The following is a 25,328-nucleotide window of genomic DNA, read 5'->3' on the forward strand; positions in this document are numbered from 1 at the left end:
TTCCTTCTATGCCTAACGCCACGATTCAGCGGCGACCTTTTTGTAGCGAAGCGGAGAAAAGGGCGTCCGGTGGAGGGCCGCCAGGCCCGGAACGAACTGGAATGATTGGTTATGTGCTCTCTCTGGCCAGCACGCTGTATGGTTCATAGCCTAGGTTAAACCAACGTTCCTCGAACTCAATTTGCCGCGACTCAAAAGACTCTAAATGGATATCAGACTCATGGCAAAGAACGAACTCAAAGTTTTTGCAGCGAAAGAAGAGGTCGCCTTTGCCCAATGTGAAAGTCCCTCTTTCTTCAGCCTCCGACAGGAATGACGACAATTCCTCCGTGTTTATCGGTTGGTACTGCCACATGTCATCAATCGAAAGGTTACAGTCCCAGCCAAAAGCCACATGAAGTTCCCGAATACCCTCTCTTGTGAGAAAAGCAGCAAGATAGCCAATTTCTTGCTGCAACTGTGGCTCGCTCAAAGGGCTGGTTCTGACCTCCATGGCTATAGTCCTTTTGCCACATAACGCTAAGGTAACCGGCGCCGGAGCGCCAGCGGAGGGGACCAAAAGCGGTACGCTTTTGGCGTCCGGTTGACCGACTGGTTAAATCTCAGCTTCGGTTTCAGCGCCATTATCTGGTGCAGTATCAGGCTCGTTGATGTCGTCATACATTTTAAGCGAGTCATGCCTAGCTTTTAGGCCGAGCACCATGAATACAACAACAAATGCCAGTACCCATCCCTGAAATGGTTCTCCGCTCCACGCGACCGAAATTAGATATGCAATCGGTGCTAGAAACAACATTTCGGCCATTTTCATCGTAGATTCAGCGAATTTTCGCTGAGCTTCCTTCGATTTGTAGTACTTATGGCCCTTACCATGAAACGCTTCTAGAAACTCCCCGAACATTTGCCCTCCTTGCTAAATTTAACGCCGAGCACAGCGGCGACCTTGGAGTGGCGACGAAGGCGCCACGTAAAGGGCGTCCGGCGGCCACCGGCCGCGTACTGATGCGAATTGTTAGATGCCGGTTACCCGGCACTTTATTGCGGCACCCAAGGCTGAATGCCCACTCCCGATACTTTGCACCAGCCAAACCCATGGCGCCAGGAACCAGAACACCGAATGGGCGGATGATGTCCGGAATTTAAGCCGGATTACCCCGCAACCTCAGCACCGAACTGGCCGCCAAAACCGATGCCAGACCGGCGGCTGTGTTCTGCCTGGAAACAACTGCGAAGCTGCGGCCAAACACCAAGCCCAAAAGCGACGAAGCCAGGCATATAACGCCAGCGCACAACGGCGCCCTTGGAATGGAGGCGCAGCCGCAATGTAAAGGGCGTCCGGCGGCCACCGGCCGCGTATTGATGCGCCTTGTTATAGCTTGGGTTTGAGGGCATGGTCCACAGCCTCTTTTAACCAACATATACCGAAAGCTAACACACCACACACAGCGATTGCTTGGGCGTAGATCATCAACGCATCGGAAAAACCGTGAAACTGGATGAAGCCAGCGACTCCAGATTTTCCGATTACCTCTCCGGATTCGCTGTACTCCCTTACCGGACCGACAGTGACAAACAGAAAATAGGTCCAAGGCAAGGCCAGACCGACAATAAGGCTTGTGAGGAGTTTCGATTTCAAGCTACCAAGTTTCCCTTTGGTTTGTGGCTATAACAGTGAATTATACGAACACATTCGTATATCCCGCGTTCGTATAACTCCATCCAGAACGCGCCCAAAACATCATACTTTTCCCAACAAAAACAGAAAGTTAACAGAAAGCGCCACGGCTACCGCCGGAGTTATACGCCCTTTTTCGAGCCACCCCCTGCTCCTATCCCGGGGCGTATAACTCCGCCCCTCAAAATCCTACTTTTCAACCATATCAGAAGGTTACATATATTTCCCATGCAATTTTCCGGAGTTTTGCGAACGCGTTCGTATAACTCCGGCTGTCATGCTTGTGTTCGCTGCAAGGCCCTGCCCAAGGATTGAAAGTAAGCAAGAAACGCCCGATTGATGCTCTCCCGCTGTGGCCCCTGTGGATAAAGCCCCAACTGGGCCTCTTCGCTTTCTTTGGTGCCTTTCACCAGGAAGGCATTTTTAACGGGGGCGTCCTGAACGAAGGCTTCGAAAGCTCGGGCGCAAAGTTCTTCGGGCCGGCTGTAGTAATGCACGCCGGCGGCTTTGTCGGCCTTGGCTGATTGCCGGAAAAGATCGCTGGGCTGCTCACCTGCGCTGTCCAGCAGGATGGTGCGGTAGCAGGCTTGCAGTCGGTCGTTCAGGGGGTGGGCGATGGCATCTTCACGGGTTAGCCAGAGTGTGGAGCCAAACCCCGCGTTGGAAGTGTTTGGGAACAATTTGTCCGCTATGTAGTGGTCGAAAGCATGAAACCATTCATGGGCAATACTGCCAGGGCCGGCATTCTTGGCCAGGGCGAAGCTGCGGGTGGCGGGGGTGTAATGGGCGGATACGCCGGGCCTGCCACCTATGCCGTACTGCAGGGCCAGGCTGCCGCGCAGGGAGATCAGGCTTTCGGTGCCGCCGAGGATGGTCATCAAGTCGCATAGGGCGTCGTAAAACAGTGCGGCGCTGCGCTGCTTTTCCGGTTCGGTTACCCAGCGGCCGATCTCCACGGTTCGAAACTGGAAGCGGCGGCGTACATCAAGAAAGGTAACAGGCGCCCCGGCACGATGGTCGGGGCCCGTTCGATAAAACTGTCTGGGCATGGTCAGATTTTACGAGTACGCGGCCCGCTTGTCTCAGTGCGCCGTTAACCGGCGGGGGCGGTTACCCGGTTTACACATTGCCCGGTCGATTCCAGCTCGGTCAGATTTCCCAGGGTGGTGCGCGCAATGCTCTCCAGGGCGTTGCGGGTGAAGAAGGCCTGGTGGCCGGTGATCACTACATTGGGGAAGGTCAGCAAGCGCGCAAACACATCGTCTTTCAGCACGATGTTGGACAGGTCTTCGAAAAACAGGTCACCTTCTTCCTCATACACATCGAGGCCCAGGTAGCCAATCTGTCCGGATTTAAGGCCCTCGATGATCGCGGCGGTATCGACCATGGCGCCCCGGCTGGTGTTGATCAGCATCACGCCCTGTTTCATCTTGGCCACGGTATCCGCGTTGATCAGGTGATGGGTGTCGGGGGTTAACGGGCAATGCAGGCTGACAATATCGGCCTGGCTGAAGAGGTCGTCCAGCGCCACATATTCTCCACCCAGTTGTTGAGCTTTCGGGTTGGTATGAAGGTCGTAACACAGCACCCGGCAGCCGAAGCCACGCATAATGCGCACTACCTCCAGGCCTATCTGGCCGGTACCCACCACGCCAACGGTTCGCCCGCGCAGGTCGAAGCCCAGCAAACCATCCAGCGCAAAGTTACCATCGCGGATGCGGTGGTACGCCCGGTGAATCTGCCGGTTAAGAGTCAGAATCAGGGCGACGGTGTGTTCGGCCACGGCATAGGGTGAGTACGCAGGTACTCGCACCACGCTGATCCCCAGGCGCTCGGCGGCTTTCAGGTCTACGTTGTTGAAACCGGCACAGCGCAGGGCGACCGCGCGGGTGCCGCCTTCGGCCAACTGCCCTAGTACGGCGCCGTCCACCTGGTCGTTCACGAACACACACACCGCATCAAAGCCTTTGGCGAGTGCCGCGGTGGTTGTATTCAACCGGGGTTCCAGAAACACCAGTTCATGCTCTTGGCTGTCCCGGCTGGCCTGCCCAAGGAATTGCTCGTCGTAGGGTTTGGTGCTGAAAACAGCCACTTTCATGGGCTTGGCCTCTTCCGTGGAGAGCGCCCAAAACCGGGCGCCGTGCGCAACGTCACTGTGCTGCCATTACACTCCCGCCGGTGCCGTAGATCAACCTCTGTTATCTTTGGCACCGGCGGTTTTAGCGTGTTACCACTCCAACTGCGCCCCAGTCTGGTATTCAATCACACGGGTTTCAAAGAAGTTCTTCTCTTTGCGCATGGTGGCTTGCTCGTCCAGCCAGGGCGAGACGTTCTTGGCGCCTGGGAAAGGTTCTTCCAGGCCTACGGTTCTGGCGCGGCGGTTGGCCACGAAGCGGAATTGTTCGGTGTGGTATTCCGCAGAATAGCCGAGGATGGGGTCACGCAGGATGTAGTTGGCGTAGGCCATTTCGGCGGCTTCGGATTCGTCCCACATGTCGCGCACGGCTTTTGGGTCGAAGGTGATGTTTTCTTCTTCCAGAATCTGGTTGACCACTTTCAGGCCGAAGGAGAAGTGCATGGCTTCGTCCCGCAGGATGTACTGCAGTTGCTCCCCGGTGCCGCGCATCAGGCCCCGGCGTTGCAAGGCGAAGATGGGGCTGAAGCCGTTGTAGAACCAGCAGCCCTCAAACACGGCGGCGAAGAACAGGTAAGACATGATGAATTCCTGCAGGTCATCCGGGTTGCGCAGGTTCATGTCGGAACGCATGGCGGCGTCCAGCCGTCGGTTGGCAACCTGGATCTTGCCGTTGATTTCCGGCACCACGCGGTAGCGGTTGTAGATTTCGCTCTGGTCCAGGTTGAGGGTTTCGATGCAGTGCTGGTAGGTCCAGGTGTGCAGGGCTTCTTCGTACACCTGGCGGGCTTGGTAGATTTGCAGTTCCGGCGCGCTCATTTTCTCCATCACGGCCAGGCCGATGTTGCGCATGGCTAGGATGTCGGAGGTGGTGAGGTAGGCCAGTACGTTCTCGTACACGTGCTTTTCCGCCGGGCTCAGGCGGTGGTGGTAGTCGTGGACGTCCTGGGCCATGTTGACGTCCAGCGGGGTCCAGTGGTTTTTGTTGGCGTTCATGAAGTATTCCCAGGCCCAGGGGTACTTGAACGGCGCCAACTGGTTGATGTCGGTTTCGCCGTTGATGACGCGTTTGTCGTCTACGTTGACCGGCGCCGGGCCGGCGGTGGCAGCCGGCTTGTGTTCGGTTTTTGGTTCGTCGTCCCAATCTAGCATGTCTTTTACCTCGGAGTTCTTGGTCGCTTAGCCTGCTTTGCTTGGTGGTGGAACCGGTCTGGTCTGGCTTCCCAAAAACCGCCCGTGAACCCATCCCTGGGGGGCTTGGCTGTAGCCATCCATGGCTACAGACATTTTTGGGAAGCCAGACCAGCCCGGTTCTTCAGGCTGTGGAGTAATCGCTGCTTATTCGGCAAAGCCTATAGTTACTGACAGGCTTCGCAGTCTGGCTCGTCGATGCTGCACACTTGCGGCTGGGGTGCAGCCACCGGGGCGCTTTTTTCGGCGCCGGTAGCACCCAGGGAACGCAGGTAGTAGGTGGTTTTCAAACCGCGTTCCCAGGCCAACTGGTACAGAGCATCCAGTTTCTTGCCGCTGGGTTCAGCCATGTACAGGTTCAGGCTCTGGGCCTGGTCCAACCATTTCTGGCGTCTTGCCGCGGCCTCTACCAGCCATCTTGGGTCGATTTCGAAGGCGGTGGCGTAGCGGGCTTTCAGTACCGGTGGGATGCGGTCGATCTGCTGGACGCTGCCGTCGAAGTATTTGAGGTCGTTGACCATCACGTTGTCCCACAGGCCTTCGGCTTTAAGGTCGCGCACCAGGGAGGGATTGACCACGGTGAATTCGCCAGAGAGGTTCGATTTCACGAACAGGTTCTGGTACGCCGGTTCGATGGACTGAGACACACCGACGATGTTGGAGATGGTGGCGGTGGGGGCGATGGCCATGACGTTGCTGTTGCGCATGCCGTGTTTGGCAATCAGCTCGCGCACCGGTGTCCAGTCCAGGCGGCTGTTGGTGTTGAGCGACAGGTCCCCTTCCCGACGGTTCTCCTTTAACAGGTTGATGGAATCGATGGGTAGGATGCCTTGCTGCCAGAGGGAGCCTTCGTAGGTTTCATAGGCACCCCGTTCGCCGGCCAGGGTGGCGGAGGCGCGGATGGCGAAGTAGCTGAGTTGTTCCATGGCCACATCAGCAAACTCGACGGCTTCCGGGCTGGTGTAGGGCAGGCCCAGTTGGTAGAGGGCGTCCTGAAAGCCCATCAGGCCCAGGCCCACGGGGCGGTGTTTGAGGTTGGAGTTCTTCGCCTGGGGTACGGCGTAGAAGTTGATATCGATGACGTTATCGAGCATGCGAACGGCGGTGGTCACGGTGCGTTCCAGGCGCTGTACGTCCAGCTCGCCGTTGGCAATGTGGGCGGCCAGGTTGACCGAGCCCAGGTTGCATACGGCGATTTCGTCGGCGCTGGTGTTCAGGGTGATTTCGGTGCACAGGTTGGAGCTGTGCACGACGCCCTGGTGCTGCTGCGGCGAGCGCAGGTTGCAGGGGTCTTTGAAGGTGATCCATGGGTGGCCGGTTTCAAACAGCACGGTGAGCATTTTGCGCCACAGTTGTTTGGCAGGGATTTTCTTGAACAGTTTGATCTTGCCCTGCTCCGCCAGCGCTTCGTAATGCTCGTAGCGTTCCCGGAAGGCGTTGCCGTAAAGATCGTGCAGGTCTGGGGCATCGCTGGGGGAGAACAGGGTCCAGTCCCGGTCTTCACGCATGCGTTCGATCAGCAAATCCGGCACCCAGTTGGCGGTGTTCATATCGTGGGTGCGGCGGCGTTCGTCACCGGTGTTTTTGCGCAGCTCCAGGAATTCCTCGATGTCCAGGTGCCAGCTTTCCAGGTAGGCACACACTGCGCCCTTGCGCTTGCCGCCCTGGTTGACCGCCACGGCGGTGTCGTTGACCACTTTCAAAAACGGCACCACGCCCTGGCTCTGGCCGTTGGTACCTTTGATGTGGGAGCCCAGTGCACGTACTGGCGTCCAGTCGTTGCCCAGGCCGCCGGCCCATTTGGAGAGCAGCGCGTTATCCTTGATGGCGCCGTAGATACCTTCCAGGTCGTCCTGCACGGTGGTCAGGTAGCAGGAGGACAACTGGGAATGGCGGGTGCCGCTGTTGAACAGGGTGGGCGTGCTGGCCATGTAATCAAAGCTGGACAGCAGGTTATAGAATTCGATGGCGCGGGCGTTGGGGTCGTCTTCCCGCAGGGCCAGGCCCATGGCGACACGCATGAAGAACACCTGGGGCAGTTCCAGGCGGGCTTTGTTCCAGTGCAGGAAGTAGCGGTCGTACAGGGTTTGCAGGCCCAGGAAACCGAACTGGTGGTCACGCTCGGGGATGATGGCCGCACCCAGGCGTTCCAAGTCAAAGGCGGCCAGGGCTTCGTCCAGCAATTCGTAGCGGATACCGGCGTGGATGAACGCGCTCAGGGCCTGTGGATAAACCTCTGCCAGCGGCTGGTTGCGGGGCAGGTCCAGGGCCTCAGCCGCTTCCAGGCGAAGCTGTTCCAGCAACAGGCGGGCGGTGACGGCGCTGTAGTCCGGCTCTTGCTCGATACGGCCACGGGCCGTCATGATCAGGGCGGAGAGCACTTCGGTTTCCTCAATGCCGTCGTACAGGTTGCGCAGGGCTTCGTCGACCAGGGATTCGCCATCAATGCCCTCCAGGCCGGTGGCAGCCTGTTCTACCTGCAGTTTCATCAGGCCCAGGTCCAGAGGCGCCACGCTGCCGTCGGCTTTTTTCACGGTCAGGTGCGGGTGCGCTTCCATGGGTTCTTCGATGGCGCGCTTGCGGGCGTGCTCTTCCCGGTAGAGCACGTAAGCCCTGGCCACCTTTTGCTCTTCGGCCCGCATCAGGGCCAGTTCCACTTGGTCCTGAATGTCTTCAATATGCACTTTACCGCCGGCTTTCAGGCGCCGGCTGATGGCCTGCACCACCTGTTCGGTGACCCGATGCACGGCGTCGTTGATGCGGGCAGAGCCGGCGGCTTTATCGCCTTCCACGGCCAGGAACGCTTTGGTCACCGCCACACTGATTTTGGCAGGATTGAATCCAACCAGGGTGCCGTTGCGTTTAATAACTTGAAGGGATTGGGTATCGGTAGCCGGGGCTTCGGCCAGAGCGGTGGCAGACATCGTGTTCTCCTGAAGTCGCGTCAGATTCCATTTAGCCTTCGCGAATGCAGGAGCATACCGTGCCTTGTTTCAGGGCAGGGACAACCGATCTGCTCACCTTGAGTCGCGAAGGTGCAGTGCTGTTTCCCTGGCAGGTCTTCGGACTCAGGGGCGTGAACCTGTTGGTTCGGCCTTGCGTGGCGACTTCCCGGCGCTTACCAGTGTCTTGATGCCACGCTCGTTCCCCAATACCGCTGCGCGTCAGTTCCGGATTCTCACCGGATTCCCGACTACCTTTATGCCTGAAGTGATCAGAGAATGATCACAACATATGGTAGTCAACCAAGGATTTGGTCACTATATACGGACTAATAGCCACTGACAAGGCACTTTATCGCAGGCCCACTGTCTGCCATTGCAGTGGCCCGGAAACAAAAGGATAAGTCTATGAAGCGTTCATCACTGGCAGGCACTGCATGGGTGTTGGCTCTGCTATTGGCCAGCCCGTTACTGATGGCGCAGGAGTCTTTACTGCAACCCTTCTCCACCATGAGTTCATTATCCGATGGTTGGGAACCTCTGGAATTTCCCAGAATCGACCGGCACACGCGCTATGAGCTGGTCACGGACGACGGTGTTCAGGTGGTCAAGGCGACCGCTGATAACAGCGCCTCCGGCCTGATTGCCCGATTGTCGTTAGAACCCGGCGAATCGCTGATTCTGCGTTGGCAATGGAAGGTGTCCAATGTGTTCGACCAGGGCGATGCCCGGAAAAAGTCCGGCGACGACTACCCGGCGCGAATCTACGTGGCCTTTGAATTCCAGCCCGACAAGGCAGGATTCTTTGAACGGGCCAAGCGCAAAACCGTGGAGGTGATGTTTGGCGAGTCCCTGCCGGGTAATGCCCTGAACTACATCTGGGCCAACCGGTTGCCGGAGCAATCCATTGTCGCCAATGCCTTCACCGACCAGACCATGATGGTGGCGGTCAATTCCGGCCCGGAGCAAACCGGTGAGTGGGTCACGGTGGAACGGGATATTGTGGCAGATTACCGGGAAGCGTTCGGGGAGAATCCCCCGCGCATTGTTGGCGTGGCCATCATGTCGGATGCGGATAATACCGGTGAACGGGCAACAGCGTGGTATCGGGATCTGGTGCTTGAGAGGCCGTGAATTGTGGATCGAAAAAAGGCCCCGTATCGGGGCCAAACACGTGAAACGTCGAATCGGCTGTCAGTGGCTGATCATCCACGGGCGCATCGAGGGAAACATTTTCTTACCGTCCGCGGTATAGAACAGCATGGATTTGCCCGGCTTCGGTGAGCCGCAACCACAACTTCGGCTGTGTTCCTTGTCGTGTGCCCTGCGATCGGCAGTCGAGAACACTGGCTCGTGTTTTGAGCGCTCGTTCCGGTCCTGAGCCGATCGTTTGGCCGGGTCCATGGCGGCAATCTCCGGAGGCAGCACTATGACACGGGGTGACAGCGCCTGGCAGGTCGGGCACTCCGCCGGCTTGGCGCAGTCTTCCATGGTGGCCAGCTGGTGGAACAACCCGTGTTCCCGACATTTGTAGTCATACACAGGCATGGTGCTTACTCCTTGTCTTTCGAAAGGGGCACGTCCATACCGCCACTGACTTTCTTCTGTGGGCCATCAGCTGACGGGTTGATGTCGAAATCAAAGATGCCGGTTGGCAGCCAGAGCGTTGCACAGGCATTGGGAATATCCACCACGCCGCTGATATGCCCCTCCACCGGCGCACACCCAAGGATCGCGTAAGCCTGTGCCCTGCTGTAGCCGAACTTGGTCATGTATTCGATGGCATTCAGGCAGGCCTGGCGATAGGCCACATGCACGTCCAGATAGTGCTGGCCGCCCTCTTCATCCACCGAGATGCCTTCAAAGATCACATAATCGTCGTAGCGGGGCTTGATGGGGCTGGGCTTGAACACCGGGTTCTTGATGCCGTATTTACGCACGCCGTCTTTGATCAGGTTCACCCGCAAGTGAATCCAGCCAGCCATTTCGATGGCCCCACAGAACGTAATTTCACCATCACCCTGGCTGAAGTGCAGATCGCCTACAGACAGTCCTGCGCCATCTACGTAGACCGGAAAATACACTTTGGAGCCACGGGAAAGATCCTTGATGTCGCAGTTGCCGCCATGCTCCCTGGGTGGCACGGTTCGCGCGGCCTCAGCGCCAGCCGCCTTGGCTGCGTCCCCTCTCATCTGGCCCATGTGGGCCGTTTCACCGTTAGGCAGAGTAGCCAACTCCGGCACACGGTCAGGGTCCGTTGCTACCAGGCCCGCTTCCCGCTTGTTCCATGTATCCAGAAGTTCCTTGGAAGGCAGGCAACCAATCAGTCCGGGGTGGATCAACCCGGCAAACTCCACGTTAGGAATATGCCGGGACTTGGTGAACATACCGTTGAAGTCCCAGATCGATTTCTGGGCTTCGGGAAAATGTTCCGTCAGAAAGCCACCGCCGTTCTGCTTGGAGAAGAAACCGTTGAAGCCCCACTGGCTCTCCTCAAACGTACCTATGTCCAGAATGTCGACTTCCAGCAGGTCACCCGGCTCTGCGCCTTCGACGCCAATGGGGCCGGACAGGAAATGCACCTGGCTGAGGTCGACATCACGCACGTCGTCGGCACTGTCGTTGTTCTTGATCTGGCCGCCGGTCCAGTCGTAACACTCCACGATAAAATCGTCACCGGGTTTGACGGTGGCCACCAACGGAATATCCGGGTGCCAGCGGTTGTGGACTTTGTCGTTCTCGTAGGCCGATTTATTCAGATCGATCTTGATGATGGTTTCAGCCATAGCGGGCGCTCCTGTACATTGGCTTGTCTGTTTGAATAACGCCTCTACTATCGGCTGCACGGCATTTCGGGGGTATTCGCCAAATACCCCCGGCGCCTACGTCATTCGACGTATTGGCGAACGCTGACCGCGTGTTTAATCACATCGGCTTCAAAGCGCTGGCTCTCCGGATGGGCCAGCAACGCCCGCGCAACCGCCGGCTCCAGGCGCTGGCGAAATGCCCGTAACATCTCCCGTGCGCCATAACGGCTGTCGTAGCCTCGGCAGAGCTCCCGGCGCAGATTCTCGGACAGAGTCAGTTCTGCTTTTTTGCGGGCCAGGCGCTTGTTCAGCCCCGCCAACTCGATATCCAGCAGCGCGTCCAGCCAGTTGTCGGTGAGGGTGTTGTAGTTCAGGATCTGGTCAATCCGGTTGAGAAACTCCGGATCAAAATGGCGCCGAAGCGCGGCATCCCGAATGGTTTCGCCAGAGCCGGGTGACAGCCCCAGCCACCGGCGCCAGCCTCGCTGATAGCGGTGATGGTGAGCCTCCGCATCCAATGCGCCGGCGTTACTGGTCATGAAGATCAGGGTATTGCGGAAGTCGATTTCTCGATTGCCGGAGGGGAATACCAACCGTCCAGTATCCAGCACGTTCAACAGGGTACGGACTACTTCCTTGCTGGCCTTTTCAATCTCGTCGAACAACACGATGCCGGGCTTGCTGAATGAGCCCTGAACCTTGTCCAGATCGAACAGGCTATGGCCTTCCTTGCTGCCCACGTAACCTGGCGGTGCGCCGGTGAGCGCCGCCGAATAATGTTCCTGTGCCAGGGTATTCATATCGATGCGGCACAGGCCATCGCGGTGGCCATGAATGGCCTCGGCAATCAGCCTGACGGTTTCGGTTTTGCCCACACCGGTCGGGCCAAGAAACAGATGTACCGCCAGCGGACGGTTTTCTTCTCCGATGTCGGCTTTTACCCGCACCAGCATCGACTCCATCGCCGTGAGCGCCTCATCCTGACCCACAATGTTTGCTCGCAAACGGGCCATCACAGCCTCAGGCTCGAAGCGAAACCGGGAAGCACGAACCGGGCCTGAGGCGGCCCGGTTCTTGTGATTGGTCTCCCGGTTGGCTTCCAGCCGTTCATTGATAAACGGCATCTGTGCCTCCCGGGCTTAAGCCCCTGCGGATTTTTCCTTGCCGTCAAACGGCAGCTCGCCCACCGGGCACTCAGCCGTGCCCACGGTTTTGCGGGTCATGGCTTCGACATTCTCCTGCGCCTTCTGCGCATCCATCACCCAGGTGCGGTAAAACTCAAACGGACAATCGGCAATGCCCTTGTCTCCGTCACCAGAGGCATGCACACCGGTGTAGCCCCGGTGCAGAAGCTTGAACAAGTGGTTCTGGGACTGGTCGTTGGCCCGGGCATCACGAATCTGGCTGACCGAGAGCTGGGCGTACTGCACCCCCATATCCTCCTCACCGCACTCACCCAGGGTGCGGCCATCAAAGCCGATGATAGCGGAGTGCCCGAAGTAGGAGTAAACGCCATCAAAACCACTGGCGTTGGCCACTGCCACATAGCAGTTATTGGCCCAGGCCATGCTCTTGGCCATCATGATCTGCTGCTCCTTGGCCGGGTACATATAGCCCTGGCAGCGCACAATCAGCTCCGCACCCTTCATGGCACAATCCCGCCAGATCTCCGGATAGTTGCCATCGTCACAGATGATCAGACTGATCTTCATCCCCTTGGGGCCCTCAGTCACATAGGTGGTGTCGCCGGGATACCAGCCCTCAATCGGACACCAGGGAATGCACTTGCGGTACTTCTGAACAATCTCGCCTTCATTGTTGATCAACACCAGCGTGTTGTAAGGCGCTTTTTTCGGGTGATCTTCATGGCGCTCGCCGGTTAACGAAAACACTCCCCAGGTATTGGCCTCGCGACAAGCCGCAGAAAAAATGGCGGTCTCATCACCCGGGATGGTAGCGGCGGTCTCCATCATCTCGTCGTTGTCGTACATGATCCCCATAGTGCTGTACTCCGGAAACACCACCAGATCCATACCCGGCAGCCCCACCTTCATACCTTTGATCATGTCCGCAATCTTACGCGCGTTGTCCAGCACCTCGGCCTTGCTGTGCAGCCGAGGCATCTTGTAGTTCACCACCGCCACACCGACGGTATCGTTACTGCTGGAAATATCACCATGTCTCATTCTGCTTGCTCCTCACCGCATAGCGGTTGTCACCCATGTCCGGGCCGATGGGGCGGGGGCAGCCTTCCGAAACCGTATGCGCCAGGGATGGCGCATCCGAGCCTACATGGACGTATTCACGGCGTGTTTCGGAAGGCTGCCCCCGCCTCAGCGGCTTGCACCAAACCCCAGAATTAAACAGCCAGATAACTGGCAATCTTGTCCTGATCCGCCTCCTCCCGAAGCTCCTCGTGAACAATCTCCCCCTTCTCGATCACCAGAATCCGGTCCGCCGCATCCATCACAAAACTCAACACCTGCTCCGACACCACAATCGACAACCCCCGCTCATCGCGAATACGGCGAAGGGTCTTGGCAATGTCCTTGATGATGTTGGGCTGAATACCCTCAGTCGGTTCATCCAGCAGCAACACCTTGGGCCGGGTAGCCAGCGCCCGGGCGATCGCCAGCTGTTGCTGCTGTCCACCAGACAGGTTGCCGCCCCGGCGATGCAGCATTTCCTTCAGCACCGGAAACAGCTCATAAAGGTCCTCAGGAATCTTCTTCTCCCCGACCGCAGCCAGGCCGGTCTCAATGTTCTCCTTCACGGTCAGGGTCGGAAAAATCATCCGGCCCTGGGGCACAAAGCCGATCCCTGCCCTCACCCGCTGGAAACTCTTAAGGTTGGAAAGATCCGCACCATCCAGCAGGAGCTGCCCACCTCTGGTCGGCGTCATACCCACCAGGGACTTCATCAACGTGGTCTTGCCCATACCATTGCGGCCAACCACGGCAACGATCTCATTCCTACCAATCTCAAGGTCCAGGTTCTCGATGATGTTGCTCTGGCCATAGGCCACCGAATGTTGTTTGACGCTCAGCATGATCAATGCCCCAGGTAGACTTCGATGACTTTCGGGTCCGATTTCACGTGTTCGATGGACCCCTCTGACAACACCTTGCCCTGGTGCATCACTGTTACCCGGTCAGCAATGTCACCCACGAACTGCATGTCGTGTTCGATCACCAGCACCGTGTGTTCACGGGTAATCACTTTCAGTAACTCGGCAGTTTTCTTGCGCTCCACCACCGACATGCCCGCTACGGGTTCATCCAACATGATCAGCTTCGGCTTCTGAATCAGCAGCATGCCGATTTCAAGCCACTGCTTCTGACCATGACTAAGCAAAGACGCCGGCTGCTCAAGCATGTCTTCAAGAAAAATGGTCCGGGCAACCGATTCAATTTCCTCCACCACCGCAAGGTCCCGCTTGAACGCCAGGGCGCCCATCACCGAGTGGCCCTGGGGGTAAGACACTTCGAGATTCTCGAACACGGTGAGGTCTTCAAACACCGAGGGGGTCTGGAATTTACGCCCAACCCCAGAATGCACAATCTGGTGCTCTTTCATCTTTGTCAGCTCCCGCCCCTGGAAGCGAATGGAGCCTGACGTGGCCCGGGTTTTCCCGCAGATCAGGTCCAGCACCGTGGTTTTACCCGCACCATTGGGGCCGATGATCACCCGGATTTCGTTTGGGTCCAGGTAGAAGGACAGGTCGTCTACCGCTTTAAAGCCGTCGAACGATACGGTCAGTCCCTCTACCGCCAACAAAAAGTCCTTACTTTTGCTTTTGGCTGCTTTCATCAGGATTTCTCCGGGCTGTACTGGTCAATGAGCGGGTCGTATTCCTTGCCCCGTTCCCCAGGGGTTTGGGCCGGCGCTGTTGCCTTGGCTTTCTGGCTACCATCGGTCTTTGGCTTGCGTCTGAACAAACGCTCCTCCAGAGGCATCACGTAAGTCTGGTACAGGCCTGCAAGACCATTGGGGAAGGCCAGAACAACGCCAATAAACAGCGCACCCATGGCAAAGGGCCACAGTTCTGGAAAGGATTCGGAAAACCCACTCTTGGCGGCGTTGACCAGTAGCGCACCGTAGACGGCTCCAAGGATGGAAAGACGGCCACCCAGGGCACAGAAGATCACCATCTCGATCGAAGCCACGATGCCGATGAACGAGGGCGACATGAAGCCGACACTCAAGGTAAACAGCGCGCCGCCGATGCCCGCAAAAGCCGCAGCCAGGCAAAACACGAAGATTTTGAAGGCGGCCACGTCGTAGCCGGAAAATCTGACGCGATTTTCCTGGGTATTCATCGCCACCAGGATGCGCCCGAGTTTGCGCTTCTGGATCAGGCGGGCAGCGAACAGGCAGACGAACAACAGCGCAACCGTTACGAAGTAGAGGGCCGTTTTCGCTTCATCGGTACGGATGTCCCAACCCATCAGGGTCCTAAGGTCGGTGATGCCGTTGATGCCGCCGGTGTATCCCTGCTGACCAATGATCAGGATGGTCAGGATGGCGGCGATGGCCTGGGTGATGATAGCAAAGTAGACGCCACCCACACGCCGGGTGAACATGGCAACGCCGATAATGAGAGCCAGCAGAACCGGAACCCCGATCACGGCAATCAGGGTGAAGGCGAAGCTGTTGAACGGCTCCCAGAACCAGGGCAAAGCGGTGATCTGGTTCCAGTCCATGAAGTCTGGGATGCCGGGCGTTGACTGTATGGCCGTCGCTTCCGGCGTTGAGGCCTCAAGCTTGAGGTACATCGCCATGCAGTAGCCGCCAAGCCCGAAAAAAACGCCCTGTCCCAGGCTGAGAATGCCTGCTTTACCCCAACACATCACCAAGCCAATGGCCACAAAGGCGTAGGTCAGGTACTTGCCGACCATATTCAATCGGAAGGCATCGAGCATGACCGGCAAAACAACCACCAGTAACAGCGCCAACGCCAGATAGTACAGCCCCTCTCGGGAGGCAAACCATTTCACAACGGGTGAGTCTTTCATGACGGTCTCCTAGCGACGAATCTTCAGGGCCATAAGTCCTTCCGGGCGCAGCATGAGAATGCCGACAACCACGAGAAGCGTGAGTACCTTGGCCATCGAACCACTCAGGAAGAACTCGAGGGTGGACTGGGCCTGAGAGATGCCAAACGCAGACACAATGGTGCCAATCAGGCTCTGTGCACCGCCAAAGACCACCACCAGGAAGGTGTCCACGATGTAGGCCTGGCCGGACGATGGGCCAGTCGAGCCGATCATGGTGAAGGCCGCGCCGGCAATACCCGCAATCCCGCAGCCCAGGGCAAACGTGGCCCTGTCGACACCGGCACTGTTGATGCCCACGGCTTCGGCCATGGGCCGGTTCTGGACCACGGCCCTTACCTTTTTGCCCCAACCGGATCGGTACATCAGGAAGTAAACGGCTATGGCGATGGACAGCGCGATGATCATCACAAACAGCCCGTTAATGGGCAGATCCACCATGTCGGTGACCTGGATTGATCCCATCATCCAATCCGGCAGGGTGACCCCTACTTCCCGGGCTCCGAAAATCGTGCGGTAGGCTTGCTGGAGAATCAGGCTCAGGCCCCAGGTCGCCAACAACGTATCCAGCGGCCGCCTGTACAGATGCCTGACCATGGCCCATTCGACAAAGGCCCCCAGCGCCGCGCACACCAGAAAGGCAAAGAGCATGGCGACGAAGAAATAGCCCCCGAACAAACCGGGCAGATAACTCTGAAAAGCACTGGAGGTCAGGTAGGTGGTATAGGCACCGAGGATCATGAATTCCCCGTGAGCCATATTGATCACCCCCATCTGACCAAAAATGATCGCCAGGCCGAGTGCCATCAGCACAAACACTGAAAACAGGGACAGCCCGGCAAACCCCTGCATGGCAAATATCGACATCAATTCACTGGTGGTGTAGCCATCAAACATGACCCTTACTCCCTAGAGATAACGCACCCAACCGTTTGGAAAACCGGCGGCCGGCGCCCCTTGGCACCGGCCAGCCGTGCTTACTGGTAACCTTCCGGGAAAGGATCTGGCTCCATCAGGTCTTCTGTTTCGTAGACCACTTTGTACTGGCCATTGCGCTGGGCGTTGCCAATACGGGTCTTGGACCAGAGGTGATGGTTTTCGTGGATGCGGACATAACCTTCCGGGGCTTTGGTGAACTCAATGCCCGGTGAGGCTTCACGCACTTTGTCGACATCGAAAGAGCCGGCCTTCTCGACAGCCATCTTCCACAGCCAGGGGCCAAGGTAGGCAGCCTGGGTAACATCACCGATGACCATGTCATCACCCCAGGCTTCTTTGAACGCGGCCACAAATTCCTGGTTGTTGGGGTTATCCAGGCTCTGGAAGTACTTCATGGAGGCATAGATGCCCTCCACGTTTTCACCACCGATGCCCCGGATTTCGTCTTCAGTGACAGAGATGGTCAGCAACAGCGGGCTTTCCTTGGTGAAATCAATACCAGCGGCTTTCATCTGTTTGTAGAAGGCAACGTTGGAGCCGCCCACAACCGACGCAAAAATAACATCGGGCTTACGCAACTTGATCTTGTTGATGACCGAGTTGAACTGGGTATGGCCCAGCGGGTAATACTCCTCGCCGACTACCTTCAATCCCAGCTTGTCGATGTGTTTGCGAGCGATCTTGTTGGAGGTGCGGGGCCAGATGTAGTCCGAACCCAGCAGGTAGAAGGTTTTGGCGCCCTTCTCTTCAACCGCCCAATCGATACTGGCCAGGATTTGCTGAGTGGCTTCCTGCCCGGTGTAGATCACGTTCGGTGATTGCTCCAGGCCCTCGTAGAACGTGGGGTAGTACAGCATGCCATTGAACTGTTCGATTACCGGCAGGATGGCTTTCCGGGAAGCGGAGGTCCAGGCACCAAAAATGGCCGCGACATTGTCCTGGCGCAGCAGCTTGCGGGATTTCTCCGCGAAGGTGGGCCAGTCACTGGCGCCGTCTTCCTGCACGAACTCGATCTGCCGGCCCAGCACACCGCCGGAGGCGTTGATCTGTTCAATGGCCAGTTTCTCGGCCTGTACTGAACCGATTTCACTGATCGCCATGGTGCCGGTGATGGAGTGCAGTATGCCAACCTTGACGGTGTCGTCTGTCACCGCAAGCCCAGTGGTATTCACCTCGGAGGTGGGGGGTGTGGCCGCCTGTGCCGATGTGGCCAGCATCATGGATGCTGCCAGCGTCATGAGCTTCTTGCGAAGCCCGGTTCCCTTGCCGAATGACCGCCCGTTGGCGGTTGAATCTGTCGTGCCCATGGTTATTCCTCGCAGTGTTGGTATGCCGGTACCGCACTTCAACGAACGAAGCACAGCGCCCACGACAAACATTCTGCTCAGGCACTGACACAGAGCCCATTCGGCAATCACCCCAGCGGCCTACGTCATTTGACGCATTCCTGTCACGGGCTCAGCAGGCTAAAACGCGAAGACGAAAGCAATAATGTCAGGCGCGATTCCTTATCCGCACCATCACATGGCATGGATCTTGTTCCAGCTGTCAAAGACGGTGCTGCCAACCCGGTAGTTGCACCAAAAAGTCGCGCTCTGTACCAGAAGGCAAGGCACTATGGCCGCAAGACAGAATATTTTTCGGGTCCGGCGTCGTTACAACCAGTGGGTTGCCAACCAGACCCTGGAGGATTACGCGCTTCGCTTCACCGCCAAGAGCGCCCGCCGTTGGTCGGCTGCCAGGGTCAGTCATACCGCCCTGGGTGCCATATCCTTTCTGGCCATGGAAGCGATCGGCGGTGCCATTACCCTGCACTACGGCTTCGACAATGCCGTAGCGGCTATTCTGGCGGTCAGCCTGGTGATCTTTCTGACCGCCATACCTATCAGCTACTACGCGGCGCGATATGGCGTCGACATAGATCTGCTCACCCGTGGCGCCGGTTTCGGCTACATTGGCTCCACCATTACCTCGTTGATCTACGCCAGCTTCACCTTCATCTTTTTTGCCATCGAAGCGGCCATTATGGCCATGGCCCTGGAAATGCTATTCGGCATTCCTCTGGTGCTGGGCTACCTGATCTGTTCGGTGGTGATCATTCCTTTGGTTACCCATGGCATAACCACCATCAGCCGGTTCCAGGTCTGGACTCAGCCCGCCTTTATCGTGCTGCAACTGTTGCCCTTTGTTTTCATCATTTATGCCGATGCGTCATCGGTCAGTGACTGGACCCAGTTTGGCGGTGTCGGTGTATCGGAAGGTCAGGGTTTCAATGTGCTCATGTTTGGCGCTGCCGCCGCCGTGGTTTTCTCGCTGATTGCCCAGATTGGCGAGCAGGTTGATTACCTGCGTTTTATTCCCGAGCCCCAGACGCCAAAGGATAAACGCCGCTGGTGGATAGCGGTGATGGCCGGTGGTCCTGGCTGGATTGTGATCGGGATGATAAAAATCCTGGCAGGCTCTTTTTTGGCCGTGTTGGCACTGAATCAGGGCATTCCCGCCAGCGAAGCCGCCGATCCTACCCACATGTACCTGGTCGCGTTCAGTTACGTGACCCATTCCCCGGAAATCTCCCTGGCGTTCGCGGGTATCTTCGTCATTCTGTGTCAGATCAAGATCAACGTAACCAACGCCTACGCCGGCTCCATTGCCTGGTCGAATTTCTTCTCCCGGCTCACCCACAGCCACCCCGGCCGCGTGGTCTGGCTCGTGTTCAATGTGGCTATCGCGCTGCTGGTGATGGAACTGGGGGTGTACCGGGCACTGGAAGAGACGCTGGGGTTCTATGGCATCGTCGCCATTGCCTGGGTAGGTGCTCTGGTGGCCGATCTGGTGATCAACAAACCGCTTGGGCTAAGCCCCGCCCACATCGAGTTCAAACGGGCACACCTTTACGACATCAATCCGGTGGGTGTCGGGGCGATGATCACCGCCTCCCTGGTAGGTGTTGTCTGCCACTCTGGCGCGATTGGCCTTTATGCCCAGGCACTGTCGCATTTCATCGCCCTGGCGGTCGCCCTGGTCATGGCCCCGGTTATTGCCTGGCGAACCGGCGGCCGTTTCTACACTGCGCGCCCGTTCACACCGATCGCTACCGATCACCAGCTGGTGCAGTGCAGCATCTGCGAGCACGCCTTTGAGCCGGAAGACGTGACCCACTGCCCCGCTTATGCGGGCACCATCTGTTCCCTGTGTTGCTCACTCGACGCTCGATGCGACGATGTCTGCAAACCCGGTGGGGGCTATAAGGAACAGCTTCAGCTGTTCCTGGGCAAATTCGTTCCCGATTACCTGCTGGTTCGCCTGCGATCACGCCTCGGTCATTTTCTGAGTTTGTTGCTATTGATCAACGGCTTGTCGGGCCTGCTGCTATCTCTGATCTATTTCAAGACCCCAGTCGCGACGAGCGCGGAAGGCATCCTGCTGTCGGTAACGCTCTGGAAGGTCTTTTTCATTCTGGTCATAGTGACGGGTGTGATTTGTTGGCTGTTCGTTCTGGCCCACGAAAGCCGGGTGGTCGCAGAGGAGGAATCCCGGCGCCAAACCCGATTGCTGACCGAAGAAATTGTCGCGCACGAGAGAACCGATCAGGCTCTGCAGCAGGCCAAGGAACAGGCCGATGCGGCCAACCTGGCGAAAAGCCGTTACCTCACGGGCATCAGCCATGAGTTGCGCTCTCCACTCAATGCCATTCTGGGCTATGCCCAACTGATGGCGAACGACGACGACATCCCCGCCCACCGCAAGGAGGCACTGGGTGTGATTCATCGTAACGGCGAACACCTTGCCGATCTGATCGAGGGTCTGCTGGATATCTCCAAAATCGAGGCGGGCCGCCTGGACTTGCACCGAGACCAGGTGCGGATTGAAGTTCTGATGGAGCAGTTGGTCACGATGTTCCGTTTGCAGGCCGAGGAAAAAGGACTGGCCTTTGAATACCATTGCCCGTTGCCACTTCCCGAGCGGGTAACCGCCGATGAGAAACGTCTCCGACAGATCCTGATCAATCTGCTGTCGAATGCCATCAAATACACGGATCACGGCCGGGTGTGCCTGACACTCCGCTATCGGAGCCAGGTGGCAGAATTCACCGTGCAGGATACCGGTGAAGGCATTGCCGAAGCCGACATCGAACGGATCTTCCGTCCGTTCGAACGGGTTCGTTCCGCGGGGCAGAGCCGGATAGGAACAGGGCTGGGGCTGACCATTACCCGATTGCTGACCGAAATCATGGGGGGAGACATATCGGTTACCAGCACCCCCGGAAAAGGCAGCACCTTCAAGGTCAGCCTGATGCTATCCAGCCTGCATGAGGTTACCCCCCGCTCCATAACCGCACCTGCCCGGCGGATCTACGGCTACCACGGCACCCGGCGTAAAGTGCTCATCGTGGATGATGATCTGTCGCACCGCCAGGTCATTCGAGCCATGCTGTCGCCTCTTGGGTTTGACGTTGGCGACATGGGGAATTCTCTGCTGGTCTCACAACAGGTCAGCAGCGACCGGCCGGATCTGATCCTGCTTGATGTATCCATGCCTGGGCTTAACGGTTGGGAGATCCTTCAACAACTCAGAGATGCCCAACACCACATGCCAGTCATCATGATCTCCGCCGACGCCAACGAAGGCCAGCACTCACCGGGTTCGCCCCACCTGCATGATGGCTACATCATCAAGCCAGTTCGCCTGAATCTGCTGCTGGATACTATCGGCGAAGTGCTAAACATAGCATGGCGCTTCAAACCCAGCCCGGACCCGCTCGCTGCACTTGAGCCTCCGGCGCAAGCTGAACTGACGTTACCAGGATTCGAGGAATGCCAGGTTCTGATGTCGCTGGCCCGAATCGGTCACCGCAAGGGGCTGCTTGAGGCTTTGAGCGAGCTTAAACACAGCGGCAAAGCTGACAACAACTTCACAACCGAACTGACAAAACTCACCAACGAATTTCAGTTTGAGAAAATTTTTGCGTTACTTGAGGTACCCGAACATGAGTCTGCCTGAACAGAAAAAAACCGTGGTCATGGTCGTGGATGATGCCGTCGATTCGATCCGGATGATCAGTGACGCCCTGGAGGAAGCAGGCATGACGGTTCTTGTAGCGTTGGAAGGTGGGCAGGCACTTACTATCAGTCAGAACATCGTGCCAGACATCGTTCTTATGGACGCCCTGATGCCCCACATGGACGGCTTTGAGACCTGTCGCAGGCTGAAGGAAAATCCGGCGTTCGCCGACATTCCGATCGTGTTCATGACCGGTCTCAGCGATACCGAACACGTAGTGATGGGGCTTGGTTCCGGCGGCGTCGACTACATTACCAAACCCATCAATACCACCGAATTGCTGGCCCGTATGCAAGTGCATCTGGCGAACGCACGCATGACACGAAGTGCTCGCTCAGCACTGGACCGGGCCGGCCAGAATCTGTTTTCCGTCAATGCCAGCGGTGAATTGCTCTGGGGAACGCCACAGGTTTACCGAATACTGCCGGGTAACGAAGACCCGGAACAGGAGTCCCTGCGAAAACAGATTGAAGTCTGGCTTACTCGCCAACCGGAACCGGGGCATGCCCTCCCCATCCGGCTTGCAGATACTCCGCGTTCCATCGAGTTCCTGGCGCTGATTGATGAGAGAGAATACCTGTTGAGGATTAAAACACCTCAGAACCCGCACAGTTCGGCGACGGCACTACGAGAGGCCTTTGAACTCACACTCAGAGAATCCGATGTGCTGTTGTGGATTGCCAACGGCAAAACCAATCGGGAAATCGGTCAGATTCTGGACATGAGCCCACGCACGGTGAACAAACACCTGGAACAGGTTTTTCGGAAAATGGGCGTGGAAAACCGGACGGCCGCAGCTGCAAACGCAATACGGGTGCTGGCCATCAGCTAGTGTCCCGTCTAGATCACTCAACGATACTCGTCAGGAAACCCCGGCAATACAAAGGTTTTCTCGAACCGGCGCACCGGCGGTACTTCACCACGCTCAGCCAACCGCAGATAGGCATCATCAAACGCCTCTCGAAGAATGGCGGCCCGGGAGCTGGCCAGCGAGAACATCCAGGCGCTGTTGCGGCTTCGTACTTCCGATTCCCGGATGATGGCATCTGAGGGGTGGGTCAGCATTTCTCTCACCGGCGGCCGGTAATCGAGCAGGTAATCACCCCGCTTTCGTTTCAGCATGTCCACCGCCGAACGATGGTTAGGCGCCTCGGTGATGCGAATGTCTGGCTGGTCTTCTAACCAGTACCTAAGGCCTCCATAGGTGTAGCCACCGATCAATATCACCATGCTGCCATGCAACTGGTCCATGTGTTCAAGCGGTTCTGTGTCTTGGCGATACCAGGCACTCAACTCCACGGGAATCGGGCTGATCCAGCTTTCCAGAACCGCCTCTTTCAATACTGGCGTGGCAGATAGTCCCAACCAGAGGTCAACGGTGCCGTCTTTCAGGTAGAGGTAGGTACGTGCCACAGGCAGATAGATGAATTCCAGCTCGTAGCCGGCCTCAGCGGCAACCTTCCTGGTAATCTCCACAAACTCACCCGCTGGTTCACCCTCAGCTGTGCGGTAGGTGATGGGCGGAAACTCCACATAGGCAACTCGCACGGCCTTCATGCTATACGGATCCTGGTCGTCAGCATGAACCAGAGCGGTATAGAAAAGTCCGACCAGAACAACAAAAAGCCCCGTCAGCGCCCAGGCGCCACGAGGCAGATCAGTGGAGTAACGTTGGCAACTGCGCATGTATACCGCTTATCGTTATCTGTTTCTTTAGAGAGTAACAGATACACCAATCACTGTAGCGGCGAACGTCAAAAAATGTTGATTCAGAACGAATGGGTCACCATGTACAGCCCCACACCACCCATTACCAGGGTGTACGGAAACGCCATGATCACCATTTTCCCATACGACAGCCGCACCAGTGGCGCGATGGCGGAAGTCAGCAGGAACAGAAACGCCGCCTGACCGTTAGGAGTGGCCACGCTGGGCAGATTGGTGCCGGTGTTGATGGACACCGCCAGGGTCTGGAAGTGCTCATAGCTGATGGCGCCGGCATCCAGCGCCTGCTTGACCTCGCTGATGTACACCGTCGCCACAAACACGTTATCACTGATCATCGACAACAGGCCGTTGGCAATAAAGAACATGCCCGGCTGCTGGTGCTCCGGCAGGCTGAGTACGTAATCGATGATCGGTTTGAACAGATGCTGCTCATGAATCACCGCCACCACGGCGAAGAACACCACCAGCAGAGAGGTGAACGGCAGGGATTCCTGGAAGGCTTTGCCAATCTGGTGTTCGTCTGTGACGCCGGTAAACGAGGTAATCAGGATAATCACCAGCAGGCCAATCAGGCCAACTTCAGCAATGTGAAACGCCAGGCCGATCACCAGGATGGCGGCAGCGATGGCCTGAATCCACAGGGATGCCTGGTCGGCTTTGGTGCGGCGGGCACGCTCGTTCTTGGCGAACTCTTCCAGCACCTGGCGAACCGGCTTGGGCAGTCGGCCGCCGTAGCCGAACCAGCGTAGTTTCTCCAGCGCCCAGCAGGTCGCCAGGCCGGCGAACAGCACCGGGATACTCACCGGCGCCATGTGCAGGAAAAAGCCCACGAAATCCCAACCGACCACTTTCGCGATCAGCAGGTTCTGGGGTTCACCCACCATGGTGGCGACCCCACCAAGAGCGGTACCGATGGCCCCGTGCATCAACAGGCTGCGCAGAAACGCCCGGAAGTTTTCCAGGTCTTCCCGGTGCAGCTCGATCACTTCTTCATCGCTGCCGGCGTTGTGATCTTTCTGTTGATAACCTTTGCCAGAAGCCACTTTGTGGTAAACCGAGAAAAAGCCCACCGCCACGCTGATAATCACGGCGGTCACCGTTAACGCATCCAGAAACGCTGAGAGCAGCGCGGCCGCACTGCAGAATAACAACGACAAAGCCGACTTGGAGCGAACCCCCACCAAAATCTGGGTGAAGGTCACCAGCAGCAGGTCTTTCATGAAGTAGATGCCCGCCACCATGAACATCAGCAGCAGAATCACCGGGAAGTTCACCAGAACCTCGTGATACACGGCGTCTGCCGTGGTCAGCCCGATCAGCAACGCCTCCACCGCCAGCAAACCGCCCGGCAACAGCGGATAACACTTCAGCGCCATGGCCAGGGTGAAGATGAACTCACCAATCAGCAACCAGCCAGTCACACTCGGCCCGAACACGTACATCACGATGGGATTGGCAATCAGAAACAACAGAATTACCTGTTTGTACCAGACAGGCGCTTTGCCAAGAAAATTATGGGTAAAGCCAGACAGGACGGTGTTGGGCATTGCGATGGTCTTCTGAGAAAGCGGGTTATTGGAATAGTGCGCCGGAGGATCAGAATCTTCCTTGATATTTGCGTACCGGGGTATGGTCCAAAGGTACAAACGTAAGACCGCTTTTGGTCTTAATAATAAAAAGGAGAGAGTATACGCTCGGGCTTCACAATAATTTTCGTAATACTACTTAATTATCCCTGGACGGGCGACGGCATTTTAACCGATTTTCGGTCGGATAAGGTGGTTTCATGAAAATTTA

The 25,328-nt window shown here is 57.2% G+C and carries 21 protein-coding genes and 1 riboswitch; of the genes, 3 read left to right on the forward strand and 18 right to left on the reverse strand.

The genetic code is table 11. The annotated features are described in order from the left end of the window. Window positions 1-109 precede the first annotated feature (109 nt). From ACNSOI_RS19545 to ACNSOI_RS19575, 7 genes are all read right to left on the reverse strand, one after another. Entirely contained in the window at window positions 110-493 is a 384-nt protein-coding gene (locus tag ACNSOI_RS19545; RefSeq protein ID WP_420194838.1) for a hypothetical protein, read from the reverse strand. Window positions 494-595: 102 nt separating this feature from the next. Next, entirely contained in the window at window positions 596-901 is a 306-nt protein-coding gene (locus tag ACNSOI_RS19550) for a hypothetical protein (RefSeq protein ID WP_420194839.1), read from the reverse strand. 468 nt (window positions 902-1,369) lie between these two features. Continuing rightward, window positions 1,370-1,636, reverse strand: a complete 267-nt coding sequence (locus tag ACNSOI_RS19555) for a hypothetical protein (RefSeq protein WP_199453748.1) — start codon at window positions 1,634-1,636, stop codon at window positions 1,370-1,372. 314 nt (window positions 1,637-1,950) lie between these two features. Further along, entirely contained in the window at window positions 1,951-2,724 is a 774-nt protein-coding gene (locus ACNSOI_RS19560; protein WP_420194840.1) for a CLCA_X family protein, read from the reverse strand. 44 nt (window positions 2,725-2,768) lie between these two features. Then, on the reverse strand, window positions 2,769-3,773 hold the full coding sequence (locus tag ACNSOI_RS19565) for a 2-hydroxyacid dehydrogenase (protein ID WP_420194841.1): 1,005 nt from the start codon (window positions 3,771-3,773) through the stop codon (window positions 2,769-2,771). 129 nt (window positions 3,774-3,902) lie between these two features. Beyond that, complete coding sequence (locus ACNSOI_RS19570) at window positions 3,903-4,961, reverse strand: ribonucleotide-diphosphate reductase subunit beta (protein WP_420194842.1); 1,059 nt, start codon at window positions 4,959-4,961, stop codon at window positions 3,903-3,905. Between the two features lie 206 nt (window positions 4,962-5,167). Continuing rightward, a complete protein-coding gene (locus ACNSOI_RS19575) occupies window positions 5,168-7,924 on the reverse strand; it encodes a ribonucleoside-diphosphate reductase subunit alpha (RefSeq protein WP_420194843.1) in 2,757 nt (918 codons plus the stop codon). Window positions 7,925-8,035: 111 nt separating this feature from the next. After that, window positions 8,036-8,234: riboswitch (cobalamin riboswitch) on the reverse strand. Window positions 8,235-8,416: 182 nt separating this feature from the next. Here ACNSOI_RS19575 and ACNSOI_RS19580 point away from each other — a divergent pair. Further along, complete coding sequence (locus tag ACNSOI_RS19580; RefSeq protein WP_420195737.1) at window positions 8,417-9,076, forward strand: DUF3047 domain-containing protein; 660 nt, start codon at window positions 8,417-8,419, stop codon at window positions 9,074-9,076. 60 nt (window positions 9,077-9,136) lie between these two features. Here ACNSOI_RS19580 and ACNSOI_RS19585 read toward each other — a convergent pair whose 3' ends face one another. From ACNSOI_RS19585 to urtA, 9 genes are all read right to left on the reverse strand, one after another. After that, window positions 9,137-9,490 carry an FmdB family zinc ribbon protein gene (locus ACNSOI_RS19585; protein WP_061333208.1) on the reverse strand — a complete coding sequence of 118 codons (354 nt, stop codon included), beginning with the start codon at window positions 9,488-9,490 and terminating at the stop codon, window positions 9,137-9,139. Between the two features lie 5 nt (window positions 9,491-9,495). Next, the gene (fmdA, locus tag ACNSOI_RS19590; protein ID WP_061333207.1) at window positions 9,496-10,728 is read right to left on the reverse strand and encodes a formamidase; all 1,233 of its coding nucleotides are present in this window, start codon (window positions 10,726-10,728) and stop codon (window positions 9,496-9,498) included. Window positions 10,729-10,829: 101 nt separating this feature from the next. Continuing rightward, complete coding sequence (locus ACNSOI_RS19595) at window positions 10,830-11,873, reverse strand: AAA family ATPase (protein ID WP_420194844.1); 1,044 nt, start codon at window positions 11,871-11,873, stop codon at window positions 10,830-10,832. 15 nt (window positions 11,874-11,888) lie between these two features. Further along, window positions 11,889-12,935, reverse strand: coding sequence for an aliphatic amidase (locus tag ACNSOI_RS19600; RefSeq protein ID WP_342631470.1), 1,047 nt, complete (start codon window positions 12,933-12,935; stop codon window positions 11,889-11,891). 173 nt (window positions 12,936-13,108) lie between these two features. After that, window positions 13,109-13,798, reverse strand: a complete 690-nt coding sequence (urtE, locus tag ACNSOI_RS19605; protein WP_061333204.1) for an urea ABC transporter ATP-binding subunit UrtE — start codon at window positions 13,796-13,798, stop codon at window positions 13,109-13,111. A gap of 2 nt (window positions 13,799-13,800) precedes the next feature. Next, on the reverse strand, window positions 13,801-14,559 hold the full coding sequence (urtD, locus tag ACNSOI_RS19610; RefSeq protein WP_061333203.1) for an urea ABC transporter ATP-binding protein UrtD: 759 nt from the start codon (window positions 14,557-14,559) through the stop codon (window positions 13,801-13,803). After that, entirely contained in the window at window positions 14,559-15,764 is a 1,206-nt protein-coding gene (gene urtC, locus ACNSOI_RS19615; protein ID WP_106694617.1) for an urea ABC transporter permease subunit UrtC, read from the reverse strand. The genes urtD and urtC overlap by 1 nt, the downstream gene beginning before the upstream one ends. Window positions 15,765-15,773: 9 nt before the next feature. Continuing rightward, window positions 15,774-16,700: an urea ABC transporter permease subunit UrtB gene (gene urtB / locus ACNSOI_RS19620; RefSeq protein ID WP_061333201.1), complete on the reverse strand. Its 927-nt coding sequence runs from the start codon at window positions 16,698-16,700 to the stop codon at window positions 15,774-15,776. A gap of 80 nt (window positions 16,701-16,780) precedes the next feature. Continuing rightward, entirely contained in the window at window positions 16,781-18,049 is a 1,269-nt protein-coding gene (gene urtA, locus ACNSOI_RS19625; RefSeq protein ID WP_106694616.1) for an urea ABC transporter substrate-binding protein, read from the reverse strand. 310 nt (window positions 18,050-18,359) lie between these two features. Between urtA and ACNSOI_RS19630 the strand changes: the two genes are divergently transcribed. Both ACNSOI_RS19630 and ACNSOI_RS19635 read left to right on the forward strand, forming a co-directional pair. Then, complete coding sequence (locus ACNSOI_RS19630; protein ID WP_420194845.1) at window positions 18,360-21,743, forward strand: ATP-binding protein; 3,384 nt, start codon at window positions 18,360-18,362, stop codon at window positions 21,741-21,743. After that, window positions 21,730-22,635: a response regulator gene (locus ACNSOI_RS19635; RefSeq protein ID WP_061333198.1), complete on the forward strand. Its 906-nt coding sequence runs from the start codon at window positions 21,730-21,732 to the stop codon at window positions 22,633-22,635. Before ACNSOI_RS19630 ends, ACNSOI_RS19635 begins: the two co-directional genes overlap by 14 nt. A 17-nt stretch (window positions 22,636-22,652) precedes the next feature. Here the strand turns inward: ACNSOI_RS19635 and ACNSOI_RS19640 are convergent, their stop codons facing one another. After that, window positions 22,653-23,489 carry a substrate-binding periplasmic protein gene (locus tag ACNSOI_RS19640; protein WP_420194846.1) on the reverse strand — a complete coding sequence of 279 codons (837 nt, stop codon included), beginning with the start codon at window positions 23,487-23,489 and terminating at the stop codon, window positions 22,653-22,655. Window positions 23,490-23,572: 83 nt separating this feature from the next. Continuing rightward, window positions 23,573-25,078, reverse strand: coding sequence for a sodium/proton antiporter NhaB (gene nhaB, locus ACNSOI_RS19645; protein WP_420194847.1), 1,506 nt, complete (start codon window positions 25,076-25,078; stop codon window positions 23,573-23,575). Window positions 25,079-25,328: the final 250 nt, after the last annotated feature.

This window comes from Marinobacter sp. GH_1 (assembly GCF_048595985.1).
Classification (GTDB): Bacteria; Pseudomonadota; Gammaproteobacteria; order Pseudomonadales; family Oleiphilaceae; genus Marinobacter; species Marinobacter shengliensis.